Source organism: Polyangium sp. 15x6, assembly GCF_029960785.1.
Lineage (GTDB): Bacteria > Myxococcota_A > Polyangia > Polyangiales > Polyangiaceae > Polyangium.
The window spans coordinates 49,521-61,941 of record NZ_JASBQE010000003.1 but is presented as its reverse complement, the minus strand read 5'-3'; the positions used below and the strand labels follow the sequence as shown (position 1 = coordinate 61,941).

Sequence of the window (12,421 nt, the reverse complement as noted above, 5' to 3'; positions counted from 1 at the left end):
CCTCCTCCCACCACGGGACGGGCGGCGCGACGCATTTCAAGGACCCGAGGTCAAACGAAGCATGTACCGCCACGTTCGTCGGGGCAGCGCGACCCTCTGCTCCCTCGCCCTCCTGCTCGGCACGGCGACGAGCGCCCAGGCCGACGAGCTCGAACTCGATTGGAGCGGCCGCATCCAGAGTGATCTGCGCTTCCGCATGCAGCCCGTGGGCGTGGGCGACTGGTATTCGCGGCAGGAGCTGCCGGCGGGCGTCGAGCGCAACTGGAATACGCTCGGCCTGAAGCTCGAGGCGGATTACGGGCGGTTCCACGGCGTCGCGGCGGTCGATTTCGTGTGGAGCGGCTATCCCGAGCGAATGACGGCCGTCGGCGACCTCTCGCGGATCGAGAAGGCCGACCCGTACCGCCTCGAAGCGCGCGCGGTCTACATGGAGGCCGAGGGCCTCTTCGTGAAGGGGCTCGACCTGCGCATCGGCCAGCAGGTCGTCTCCTGGGGCGTCGGCGATCAGTTCAACCCGACGAACAACCTGAACTCCGACGATCTGCGTGATCCGCTGCTGTTCGGCCGGCAGATCGCCAATTTCATGGTGAAGGCCGATTACTGGATCTCGGAGGAGTGGTCGATCTCCGGCGTGCTCGTGCCGATCTTCAAGCCCGCGATGCTGCCGCTCTCCGGCTCGCTCGCGGTGGCGCAGCTCGATCGATTGCCGTTCGTCTCGGATTCGCTCCGGCAGCGCGTGGTCGCCGAGCAGGCCACGGCGCAGACGCTGTTCGGCCACCCGACGATCATCGGCAACGTGACGCCCGTGATGCCCGAGCCGACGTTCGACAACATGCAGGTCGCCTACCGGATCGCGGGCACGATCAAGGAGCACGACATCGCGCTCTCGTATTACAACGGCCGCACGGATTTCCCGCAGCCGCGGAGCAACCACACACGCCAGGCCCTCGGCCGACGCTGTAACCCGAACGATGCGAACGATTGCGTCGACGGGGTCCTGCTCACGGACGTGACGCTCGAGTATCCGCGGATGCACGTCTACGGGCTGAACGCCACGGGCGAGGTGAACCCGTTCTCGTGGATCTCGGAGGAGATCAGCGGCATCGGGTATCGCTTCGAGGGCGCGCTCGTGGTGCCGCAGCGCCAGTCGATCCGGCTGACGAACGACGAGCTCGCGTTCGGAATCCCGCAGCCCGCCGGCGAATACGATTACGACGGCGACGGGCGGCCCGGGGGAGCCGGCGGGCGGGAGCCGCTCGTGGTGGACGACACACCGTTCTTGAAATGGGTGCTCGGCCTCGATTACACGTTCGGTGAGCACGTGTACGTGAACGCGATGTGGGTGCACGGGCTCGTGGACGAGTACGGCGCGGGCGACTGGATCAAGGAAGGATACGTGGTCCGGCAGAGCGGCGTGGTCGACGGGGCGAACGTGCTCGCCTGCACGCTCGCGAAAAACGGCGAGATGTGCTCGCGCGAGATTTTGCGGCCGCGGCTCGGCGATTACGTGGTGCTCGGGGCCGATTTCAAATTCGCGAACCAGGCGGGCATGTTCCGGCTGTTCACGATCCTCGACGCGACGCCGCTCGTCGAGGAGACGTGGGACAACGACGAGGGGAAACGCGTGCGTCGGACGATCTCGCCCCTCAGCGCGGAAGGGTTCTCGATGGTCATCTTCCCGGAGCTCGATTACAACTTCGGCAATGGGCTGGAGCTCGCGGCGGGGGCGCTGCTCCAGCTCGGCAAGCCCTACACGAAGTTCGGCTCCCCGGAGACGGGCGGGTCGACCGTGTTCACCCGCGCGAAATACAGCTTCTAGTCCCGAGGGGGACGCCTCGCGTCCCCCTCTCGGCCAGGCAAAGCCCGGCCGATTCACCCCCCGAGGGAGCTCGCTTCGCGATCTCCTCGAACATCGTTCGGTCGAACGATGTTCGAGGTTATTGCTTCCCGGCTTTCCGCCGCGGTAAGTGTCGGCCATGCTGCGGCTTGGGGCCTTCGTCGTGCTCGCGGCGCTCGCCGGTTGTGGTGAGCCCGGTGGGCGCGCCTCGCCGATCACGGCAGCCCGCGGGCTCGCCGTGACGGCGCTGCCCAAAGCCTCCGCCGCGGCGTTCGTCCCGACGAACGATCCACCGCCGGTGATCGAGACGTGCGCGGATTCGCCCGCGTTCGCGCTCTTCGTCTCGCCACGCAAGCCGCGCCCCGGGACGCCGCTGCGGATCATCGCGGTCGCAGACGTTGCGAGCGCGGGGGCGCTCGTCGTCCAGGATGGGAGCGGAAAAACGGTCGTTCGCGCGGACGAGCGGCGCGGCGCAGGGCCGTACTTCTGGAACGTGACCGTGCCCGCGCCCGAGGCGGGGACGCTGCGCGTGGTGCTCGCGGAGGCGCAGGCGGCGCGCGCGTGCAAGGACGTGACGATCGACGACGCGGACGAGCCGCCGCGCGCCTCGCGCGGGATGTGGCCGATCTCCGCGGCGTGGGAGAAGGCGACGGAGAACCTGTATGCGGCGTGGATCGAGGCACTCTTCGACGCGCCGCTCGGCGAGCCGCTCACGTTCCCGGCGCTGCACGAGGCGATCCGCGATCCGAAGCGGAACCTGCTGCACGATCACCTCGGCCGCGGCGAGGACGACGCAGGGCCGGACGCGCCGGTGCTCGATCCGGACTGCGCGGATCTGCCGTACGCGCTGCGGGCTTATTTTGCGTTCAAAATGCAGCTCCCGTTCGCATACTCGTCATGCACGCGCGGCGGCGGCGGCCGGGCGCCGTTCTGCAAGCGGCCTCGATCGAGCCTCGAATGGCCGCGGCACGTGCGCACCGATCCGATGGCGGGCTTCGCGGAGTTCGTGCGGACGACGCTGGCGGACACGGTGCACTCGGGGACGGGACGGACCGCGGGCGACGACGACGAGACGGACTTTTATCCGGTTCGTCTCGACGAACGAGCGCTCCGGCCGGGGACGATCTACGCGGATCCGTACGGGCACGTGCTCGTCGTGGTGAAGCGGGTGCCGCAGACGAGCGAGCGCGCGGGGATGCTGCTCGCGGTGGACGGGCAGCCGGATGGGACGGTGGCGCGGCGGCGGTACTGGCGCGGAAACTTCCTTTTCGCGCTCGATCCTTCGCTCGGGAGCCCGGGCTTCAAGCGGTTCCGGCCGCTCGTGATCGAGCGCGGGGCGCTGCGCCCGCTGTCGAATCAGGAGATCGCCGCGCATCCGGACCACGGCGACCACGCGATGGAGCAGTACGAGCACGGCGTGGAGGGGTTTTACGATCGCGTGGACGACGTGCTCTCGCCGTTGCCGCTCGATCCGAAGCGCGCGCTGATCGAGATGATCGACGCGCTGGAAGAGCAGGTGAAGGGGCGCGTCGTGTCCGTGGAGAACGGGCGAAAATACCGGCAAGGCGGCGGAAAGTCGGTGGAGATGCCCGACGGCGCGAGCATCTTCGAGACGGTGGGGCCGTGGGAGGACTTTTCCACGCCGTCGCGCGATCTCCGCCTGCTCGTGGCGATCGACGTGGCCCGCGCGCTGCCGGCGCGCGTCGAGCGAAGGCCGGAGCGGTACGCGATGCCGCCGGGGAAGGCGGCGGCCGAGGTGCGCGCGGAGCTCGACGCGACGCTGGCGCAGGAGCTCGAAACACGGCGTTTTACGTACGTGCGGAGTGATGGGTCGTCGTTCTCGCTCTCGCTCGCGGACGTGGTTTCGCGGGCGGAGCTGCTGGAGGTCGGATACAACCCGAACGACTGTCCCGAGGTGCGCTGGGGCGCGAAGGAAGGCACGGACGAGGCGTCCACGTGCAAGATGCGGGCGCCGTGGAAGCAGCTCTCGCGGATGCGAAAGGTGCGCGCCTGGTTCAAGGAGCGAAGGCGACCGGCGCGTGGTTAGCGCTCAAAGGACAGCGGCGCGGCTCATGCGCAAAAGAAGCTTGAGCAAGAAGGGGCGGCCCGTGTCGGGCTCGCGGACGTAGTTTTCGCCCGACGCGAGGCGACGCTCGGCCGCGGTGTACGCGGGAACGTGGCGGACCCGGGCGGGGATGCGAGGATAGGCGCGGCGGATCGCGTGGATCGAGGCGTCGACACGCGCGTGCTCGCGAGGCCCGAACGGCAGGCCGAACCCTTCGCGCAGCGCCTCGGGCAAGAGCGACGCGGTCATCATCGTGTACCAGCGCCACGCGAGGCCGAGCGCGGGGTGCGGCGGCGCGAGAAGGTACTCCGCGAGCTCGCGCGCGGGCGCAGTGACGACGATCGAGCCCGAGCGAATCGTGTCGTCGAAGGAGCGCTCGAACGCGGCGTAGGAGTCCGGCAGGTCCTCCTCTTCGAGCCCGAAGAGGAGCGCGAAGCGACGCGATTCCGCGTAATACTCGTCCTTCTCGTGCTCCTCGAGCGGATCGATGACGAGCTCGTAGGCGCGCACCGCGTTGATGATCAAGGTCGTGAAGACCCAGCGCAGCGCGCCCTCGTCGTTCGCCTTGTAACGCGTGCCCGCGGACCAGGTGCCGGCGGTTTCGGTGATCACGCCGGTCACGCGCTCGTGGATCGTGTGCACCGCCCGCGCCGATCGGATGGCGCGATCGAGCGGGCCGAAGATCATCGCGTAGACGTTCTCGAACGTGCGCAGGAAGCGGCCGAAGGTGTCCTCGCGCGTGACCGAATGCTCGGCGACGCCGTACGCGACGAACGGATGCGCGAGCTGCTGGAGCGCGGCCGCGCCGCCGGCGAGGAAGACGACGCCCTCGCGCGCGATGTGCCAGGTTCGGCTCGTGGGGCCGAACAGGCCCATGCGCGGCTCGACGACCGAGCTCTTCGCGAGGTCGAGGCAACGCTCGAGATCTGCCCTTGTCACCGTCATATGGGTTCCCCCTCACCCTTGTGATGGGGCCGGAAGCGGGCGGACGCTAGCTTTTTCCGACGGTTAGCGAGGGTCTTCGAAGGGCTTGCAGCCGATGGCCGCCCCGGTCGCGCGCGCCTCCGTTCGGGCCGTATCGAGCGCCTCGGTGAGGCGCTTCCGGTTCACGGGCGGGAGCGAGGTGTCGGCGAGATCGGCGCGGAGCCGCGCGGCGAGCTCGAGCTGGAGGTCGTACGTCTTCTGCAGCTCGCGCGCGTGCTGGTCGCGATCCTTGCCCCGCGCGCTCTCGGCTCGCGCCTTGCCGAGCGCGATCTCGGTGAAGAGCGCGGAGGTGTCGCGCGGCGGATGGTAGACGTAGAGGCCCTGGCATCGATCGGCGCGCGGGCCGATGAGCACGTGCGCCTGCCGGCCTCCGGCGCGCTTGCGGCGCTCGTCCTGATCGCCGAGGAACGCGATCTTGTAGTTGCGCACCGAGGCTCCGACGATCGAGCTGTACCCGGGCCCGTCGGCGTCCTCCTCGCTCGGCAGCTCGATCCCGACGAAGGCCTTCTCCAGGCACGCGCGGAACGGGCCGGTGTCGAGCTCGCTCCGGCTCTCGCCCGTCGGTTCGAGCGCGGTGACGCGGGCGCTCTCGATGACCTCGGAGCTCGAGATTTCGAGGTCGATCGTGGCCATGTACTCGCCCTCGAAGCCGGAGGCCTCGTACTCCTTTTCCCAGCACGCGACGACGGGCCTGAGGTGCCCCGGGGTCGCCGCGGCGACGAGCTCCGCCGCGAGCCGTTGTGGCGAGGCGCAGCCGAAGAGCCCGCTCGCGAGGACGGCAGACACGAGCACGCGTCTCACGGAGCGCGCCCTTCCTTCTTCGCGCCGCTTCCAGCATCGCCCGTGAGGATCGTGCTTTGGATGACGCCGTAATCCGGGTACTGCCGGGTCGCTTCGCGAACGCCGATGTAGCGGATCGTTGTGGCCGCGTTGCGATCGTCGTAATGCTTGGCCATGTCGAGCTCGCGCTGGCACCCGAGCAGGGCAAGCGGAAGAAGCCACGTGGGCCATGTCGATCGAGGAAAGCGACCACTCCGACCCATGACGCGGCGAACCTAGCAGATTTTCCCACGAGCGAACGAGCGTCGTCGTAGACGACGGGTCGCTCCGGCAACTAGGCTGAGGATATCGGTGGAAACGCTTGCGGATCGGATTGCACGTGACGGCCCGTTGAACGAGCTCGACGCCGTCGGCTGGATCATCCGGCTCACGAAGAAGCTCGAGGCGCTGCATTCACGGGGGCAGTCGCACGGCGGCGTGTCGCCCGCGTCCGTCAAGACGGCGGCCGTGCCGCGCACCTCGATCGGGATGCTCGTCGCCAGCACCTCCGCGCCGAACCGCATCGACTTCCACTCGCCGGAGCGGATCCTCAAAGGGACCAAGGCGCTCGCCGACGACACGTGGGCCGCGGCCGCGACGCTCTACACGCTCCTCACGGGCACGAGCCCCTTCCACGCGAGCGACGAGGACAGCATCCGGCAGAAGGTCGTGTCGGCGTCCCCCGCGCCGCTCTCGACGTTCGACGTCGGCGACGACGACCTGCAACACATCCTCGATGCCGCACTCGAGCGCGATGCGACGCGCCGCGCCTCGACGATCACCGCGCTCCGGCAGGCGCTCGAGTCGTGGCACCCGGATCCGACGGTGAAGGATCTGCCGGCGCTCGTCGATGCGGAGCTCGAAGAGGACGACGACGAGGCGCGCACGGTCATGCGCGCGGTGCCCAACGTGCAAGCGGTCCGCGCGGCCATGGCGAAGCGCGAGGCCGGCCCCGCGTCGTCCTCGCGGACGACAGCGCAGACGGTGCCCAACATGCCGGCGGTCAGCGCGCTCGCGGCCGCCACGGTGCCCGGCGCGCCGCTGCCGAAGGCGCACGATCTGCTGGAAGACGACGACGAGAACGCGAAGACGTCGCTCATGAAGATCCCGATGGTGCCGGCACGAAAGCCGGCGCCGTCCGCGCCGAACGTCGCGCCCGCCGGAGTCGCGCCGGCATCCGGGAACGGGCCTGCGTCGGCCGGCGTGCGTCCGGTCGGGCCACAGCCGGGCACAGGGTTCGGCATGATGGGGCGCGCGGCCGGTGGCCCTGCTGCGCGTGCGGCAGCGCGACCTGCCGCCGGCGTGCGTCCCGCGCAGCCCGCTGCGCCGGCCGCAGTCGCGAAGGCGCCGCTCGCGCCGCCGGTGGGCGGCATCTCCCGCGAGGCGGTCATCGACGACGGCGACGACGAAGACGCCACGGTGATGCGCGAGGCGCCTCTCGAGCTGCTGAGGCAGACGAAGCAAGACGACGGCGCAGAGGCCGATCGCGCGACGCCCGTGAACCCGATCTCGGCCGAGGTCGCCGCGGCTGCCACGGGACCGGAGATCCGCGACGAACCCACGCCGCCGGTGCCACACGCCATCGACGACGAGGCGACGGTGATGCGCGAGGTGCCGGAGCCGCCGCCTGCGCAGGGCCCCGCGCCCGTGCCCGTGCCGGCGCCCGACATGCGCGCGCCCGAGCCGACGATGGTGCTGCCCGAGGAGAGCTCGTCGACGTCGCTCCCCGCGAACCTCGCCGACCTCGCGCCGCAGCCGCAGCCGCCGATGAACGCGCTGCCGGATCTCTTCGCGAGCGTCTCCGACGAGCGGCCGCCGCTCTCGCCCGAGCAAGCGATGCGCGCCTCTGCGATGCCTCAGCCTTCGCCGTTCGCCGTCGCACGGGAGAGCGCGCCTTCGCCGTACGCCGTCGCGCGGGAGAGCGCGCCTTCGCCGTTCGCCGTCGCACGGGAGAGCGCGCCTTCGCCGTTCGCCGTCGCGCGGGAGAGCGCGCCTTCGCCGTACGCCGTCGCGCGGGAGAGCGCGCCTTCGCCCCGCGTCACGCCGCCTCCGGCGCTCGCGCGGGAGAGCGCGCCTTCGCCTCGCGTCACGCCGCCTCCGCCGGTCGTGATGCAGCCGGCGCCGCCGAGCACCGCGAAGGGCTTGCTGCTCGGCGCGCTCATCGCGCTCGTGCTGCTCGCCGTGGGCGCCACCGTTTACTTCACGCTGCTGAAGAAGTGATCATCGCCGGCCCGGCGCGCGGGGCCGGCCCCGTCGCTCCGGCGCGCACGTGGGCTCGCGCGAGGAGCCCGAGCCGCGGCCGAAGTCGCGCTCGTTTCTCCGTCGCCGGTTGATCAGGAGCTGGAGCTCCGCGTCGAAGCCGCCCATGTCGAGGCGCTGCACGAACGCTCGTTCGAGCCCGAGCTCCCGCGCGGCGCGGGCGCTTTGCGCGGGCAGCGGCGAGATCCACGCGATCCGGCCTCCCGGCTCCAGGACCTCCGCGACGTGCGCGAGGAACCGATCGAAGAACTCGTGCAGATCGATCCCGCGCAAAACGCGCCGTCCCATCGGCGGGTTCGTCAGGACGACCGTCGGCGGCGCGCCGCGCGGCACGAACGAGAGGGCGTCCCCCCGTGCGAGCACGGCGTCCTCGATGCCGACGGCCGCGAGGTTCTGGCGGGCCGCTTCGAGCGCGGCGGGAGCCATGTCCGTGCCGAGCAAGCGCGCGTACGGGCCGGCGAGCACGCGCTCGCAGAGCTCGGTACCCGAACCGACGAAGGGATCCCAGACGACGTCGTCGGCGTGGACGCCCGCGACCCGCACGAGCGCGGCGGCGATCGTCGGGTGCGAGGCCGCGGGCACGTCGCGCTCGCGGTAGGTGAAGCGTGGATCCTCGACGCGCGGGCAGAGCTCGACCTCGATCGCGTGGCGATCGGGAAGCTCGTGCACGAGCGCCTCCCAGGTGCTCTCGGTCGGGTCGTTGACGAGCTTCGGGTTCGCCGCGGCGATCGCCTCGGCCGCGCGCCACGTGCTCGCGCGGCGCTTGCCGCCGCCGGCCCAGGCGATCCGGAAGCGGATGGGGCCGGTCGTGAAATGTTCGAGCAAACGGAGAGCCTCGGGCGACGTGAGCGAGCGCGCGAGGGCCTCGGCGATGTCGCCCGCGGGATCGAGCGGCACGGGCGGGAGCGGGAAGCCGAAGAAGAGCATGGTCCTCGCGTCGAAGAGGCGCTCGGGCGGGCCGACGAGCGTGGCGAGGACGCGATCCTCGCGGCCGTCCGGCGCGAGGCGTGGCGCGAGCCGGACGTCGATCTCGTCGCGCAGGATCGGCGCGAGGCCCGCGCGGCAGTGGAGCGCGACGGGCACGGGCGAGGGCGCGGGCTTGTGGACCTCGAAGGTCGAGGGGACCTCGCGGCCGGCGGTCCTCTGCGCCATGAGCGAGGCCTTCGCCGTGGCGCGCGCGAGGAGCTCGTCGCTGCCCGTGTCGAGCTCGCGGAGCGCGCGAGCAGCTTCGTCGCCGCCCGTCTTGCCGAGCGCCGCGGCCATCGCGCGCCGCGCGGGCGCATCGTTCTCCGCGGCGAGCGCAGCCGCGAGCGCGGCAGCCACCTCGGGCCCGCGAAGCTTACCGAGCGCGTTCGCGGCGAAGCGGCGCGTCCGCGGATCCGCGTCGCCGAGCGCGCCGATCAGAAAAACCGACAGCTCGGGCTCGGCATGCTCGGCCGCGACTTTCCCCACGAACGCGACGAGCCGCGCGCGTGGTTTCGCCTCGGCCGTGCGCGCGCGCTCGATCGCGACGCGAGCAGCCTCCACGCCGAGGCGCAGCAGCGATCGTTCCGCGTCGTCCGTGCGCTCCCCTTCCTCCGCGACGAGCTCGACCAGCGCGGCCGCGTCGCTCCGGCGCGGCGAGAAGCCGGGGTCGCGGATCGCCTCTTCCAGACGGAAATCCGGGGCTCTGCGCGCCGTCATGTCCTGGCCTCGTTCGCCCTGCGTGCGCCGCGCGCCGCCTCGACTCGCCGTTCGTCCACGGCGCGAGGATACGGCGCGCGGGCTCTTTCGCCACTGCCTCTGCCGCGGGATGCCTTTCCCGACCACGATTCCGCCGCTACACTCGGCGCATCCGGTGCTCGACGTATCCACGGTCATCCCTCGCACAGCACCTCCGCCCGAGGTGCTGCGGGCCGCGCTCGATGCGCTCGAGCGAGGCGAACGCGTCGTCGTCGCCACGGTGATCGCCCGGCAAGGCTCGGCGCCTTGCACGCCCGGGCAGAAGCTCGCCCTCTTCCCCTCCGGCGCCGCGATCGGGACCGTCGGGGGCGGCGCGGTCGAGCGCGCGGTCCTCGCCGCGATGGCTGCGGCACTCACCGCGGACGCGCCTGCTCCGCGCGTCGACACCTTCCGCCTCGGGCCCTCGCTCGGCATGTGTTGCGGCGGCTCCGCCGAGATCCTGATCGAGCCCCTCTCCCCCGACCTCTCGGTGCTCGTCGTCGGCGCCGGCCACGTCGGCGTCTACCTCGCGCCCCTGCTCGCCTCGCTCGGGTTCGGCGTGACGCTCTGCGACGCGCGGGAGGTCGCGGCCGATCCCGCGCGTTTGCCGCGACCGTCCGCCGGCCCGAACGGCGCGGACGCGCCTCGCTTGCGCCTCTTCCAGGCCGATCACGACGACCCCGAGGTCCGCGCCTCGCTCCCCGCGGATCTCGCCCGCGCCGCCGCGCTCGTCATGACGCACGATCACCAGCTCGATCAGGCTGCGATCGAGTGGGCCCTCGGCGCCGGATTCGGGTTCGTCGGGGGCGTCGGGAGCCGCGCGAAGGCGGCGAGGACACGCGCGCGGCTCGAAACGAAGGGCGTCTCGGCGGCAGACATCGCGCGCGTCCGCATGCCGCTCGGCGTGGACGTGGGCGCGCGCCTTCCAGCGGAGATCGGCGTCGCGATCGCGGCCGAGCTCGTATCGTGGCGCGCCGGTTTCTCCGGCACGCGCCGTGGTGCGCGCGGCCATGGGCACGGCGAGGCCGAGAAGGAAGAGGACGCATGACGAACACCGTGTCGATCGTTCTCGCGGCCGGGAGAGGCATGCGCCTCGGCGGACCGAAAGCGCTGCTCCTCTGGCCCGGGCCGCCCGGGCAGAAGCCGCGACCGCTCGCGATCGCGCACGCCGAGGCCCGACTCTCGTCCGAGTCCTCGCGGGTCGTCGTCGTCGCGCGCAAGCCCATCGTGCAGGCGCTCATCCCGTTCGTCCGTCCGGGGCTCGACCTCGTCGTCTCCGACGCGGCCGACGAGCTCGGCCCCGCGGGCTCGATCGCGACGGCCGTCCAGCGCGTCGACGCGAACGATCGCGTGCTCGTTTGCCCCGTCGACACGTTGCCTGCCCGTGCGACGACGACGGCGGCCTTGCTCGGGGCCCTCGGCGCGGACGGCGCGCCTCCGCTCGCGACGCGCCCGCGGCACGGCGGACGCGCGGGGCACCCCGTCGCGCTCCAGGGCCGCGCGCTCGATCGGTATCGCCAGCCGAACCCGCCTCCGCTGCGGGATCATCTGCATGCGCTCGGCGCCGATCTTCGTGACGTCGACGTCGACGATGCCGACGTCCTCGTGGACATCAACACGCCGGCCGAGGCGATGCGGTACCTGCGCGCGCCGCCCTCGTTCCTCGGCGACGGCCACTAGCTCGGAAAGGACGCCTCGTGGACGAAACACCGCTTGTTCCTGGCTCCCGGCGCGCGTGGGCGCGCGGCACCTTGCTCGGCCTCGCGGTGGGCGACGCGCTCGGCACCACGCTCGAGTTCCAGGCGCGCGAGGCGCCGCCCTTCCCCGAGTTCGCCAAGGGCCCGCACACCGACGTCACGGGCGGCGGACCGTTCCGCGTCACGCCCGGGCAGGTCACCGACGACACGCAGATGGCCACGTGCCTCGCGCTCAGTTTGAAAGAGCACGGCCGTTTTCATGCGGCCGACGTGGCTGCGCGTTACGTCGCGTGGGTCGAGCATGCCTTCGACATCGGCAACCTCACGCACGCCTCGCTCTCCATGATTGCCCGCGGCGTCTCCCTCGGCGAAGCCGCGCGCCGCGCCTGGATCCACTCCGAGCGCAAGACCGCGGGCAACGGCTCGCTCATGCGGATCGCGCCGATCGGCGTCGCGCTCGCGCATGCCCCCGAAGCGCGCCGCATGGCCGCGCTCGCCGACAGCGCGATCACCCACTACGACCCGCGTTGCCGCATCACCTGCGCCGCGCTCTGCGCCGCGATCGCCGCGGCCGGCGCGGGACGCGCCTCGGCGACGGACATGTTCGAGACCGTGCGCGCCGAGGTCGAGGCGGCCGCGGCGACGCTCATCGACATCGTCCCCAGCGACGGCCGTGACGTCGAGGCCGCGCGTGCCGAGCTGCGCTGGGATCTCGAGCTCGCCGTCCGAGACGATCCCGAGCTCTACGGCCCCGAGATTCACGTGCATCGCCAGCAAGGGTTCGTCCGCGTGGCGTTCCGGCTCGCGCTCTGGGAGCTCCTGCATGCTCCGTCCTACGAGGCCGCACTGATCGACGTCGTCAACCGAGGCGGCGACGCCGACACGAACGGCGCGATCACGGGCGCGCTCCTCGGCGCGCGCTTCGGCGAGGATGCGATCCCGGCCGCGTGGCGCGCGCGTGTCCTCGGTGCGCTGGAGGACCGCCCACCGAGCGCGCTGCGTGACGTCTACCATCCACGCCGCCTGCTCGAGCTCGCCGATACCTTCTGAGAGCGTTCT

At 71.5% G+C, this 12,421-nt stretch carries 10 protein-coding genes; 6 read left to right on the top strand and 4 right to left on the bottom strand.

From position 1 onward, the window contains the following. Nucleotides 1–61: 61 nt before the first annotated feature. Nucleotides 62–1,819, top strand: a complete 1,758-nt coding sequence (locus QHF83_RS03255; protein ID WP_282416273.1) for a hypothetical protein — start codon at nucleotides 62–64, stop codon at nucleotides 1,817–1,819. 157 nt (nucleotides 1,820–1,976) lie between these two features. Next, nucleotides 1,977–3,884 carry a hypothetical protein gene (locus tag QHF83_RS03250; protein WP_282416272.1) on the top strand — a complete coding sequence of 636 codons (1,908 nt, stop codon included), beginning with the start codon at nucleotides 1,977–1,979 and terminating at the stop codon, nucleotides 3,882–3,884. Nucleotides 3,885–3,887: 3 nt separating this feature from the next. On the opposite strand, the gene QHF83_RS03245 is transcribed toward QHF83_RS03250, so the two are convergent. The 3 genes from QHF83_RS03245 to QHF83_RS03235 all read right to left on the bottom strand — a co-directional run bounded on the left by QHF83_RS03245 (nucleotide 3,888) and on the right by QHF83_RS03235 (nucleotide 5,929). Then, complete coding sequence (locus tag QHF83_RS03245; protein WP_282416271.1) at nucleotides 3,888–4,847, bottom strand: oxygenase MpaB family protein; 960 nt, start codon at nucleotides 4,845–4,847, stop codon at nucleotides 3,888–3,890. A gap of 63 nt (nucleotides 4,848–4,910) precedes the next feature. Next, nucleotides 4,911–5,687 carry a hypothetical protein gene (locus QHF83_RS03240; RefSeq protein ID WP_282416270.1) on the bottom strand — a complete coding sequence of 259 codons (777 nt, stop codon included), beginning with the start codon at nucleotides 5,685–5,687 and terminating at the stop codon, nucleotides 4,911–4,913. Further along, nucleotides 5,684–5,929 (bottom strand): hypothetical protein, encoded by a 246-nt coding sequence (locus tag QHF83_RS03235; protein ID WP_282416269.1) that lies wholly within the window; start codon nucleotides 5,927–5,929, stop codon nucleotides 5,684–5,686. The genes QHF83_RS03240 and QHF83_RS03235 overlap by 4 nt, the downstream gene beginning before the upstream one ends. 88 nt (nucleotides 5,930–6,017) lie before the next feature. Between QHF83_RS03235 and QHF83_RS03230 the strand changes: the two genes are divergently transcribed. After that, a complete protein-coding gene (locus tag QHF83_RS03230; RefSeq protein WP_282416268.1) occupies nucleotides 6,018–7,925 on the top strand; it encodes a hypothetical protein in 1,908 nt (635 codons plus the stop codon). On the opposite strand, the gene QHF83_RS03225 is transcribed toward QHF83_RS03230, so the two are convergent. After that, nucleotides 7,926–9,647, bottom strand: coding sequence for a HEAT repeat domain-containing protein (locus QHF83_RS03225; RefSeq protein WP_282416267.1), 1,722 nt, complete (start codon nucleotides 9,645–9,647; stop codon nucleotides 7,926–7,928). It abuts the gene before it with no gap. On the opposite strand from QHF83_RS03225, the gene QHF83_RS03220 reads away from it, so the two are divergent. From QHF83_RS03220 to QHF83_RS03210, 3 genes are read left to right on the top strand one after another with little or no spacing between them, the layout of a single operon-like run. Further along, entirely contained in the window at nucleotides 9,646–10,713 is a 1,068-nt protein-coding gene (locus QHF83_RS03220) for an XdhC/CoxI family protein (RefSeq protein ID WP_282416266.1), read from the top strand. The two genes, QHF83_RS03225 and QHF83_RS03220, sit on opposite strands and share 2 nt — an antisense overlap. After that, entirely contained in the window at nucleotides 10,710–11,345 is a 636-nt protein-coding gene (locus tag QHF83_RS03215) for a nucleotidyltransferase family protein (protein ID WP_282416265.1), read from the top strand. The genes QHF83_RS03220 and QHF83_RS03215 overlap by 4 nt, the downstream gene beginning before the upstream one ends. Before the next feature lie 17 nt (nucleotides 11,346–11,362). Beyond that, complete coding sequence (locus QHF83_RS03210; RefSeq protein ID WP_282416264.1) at nucleotides 11,363–12,412, top strand: ADP-ribosylglycohydrolase family protein; 1,050 nt, start codon at nucleotides 11,363–11,365, stop codon at nucleotides 12,410–12,412. Nucleotides 12,413–12,421: the final 9 nt, after the last annotated feature.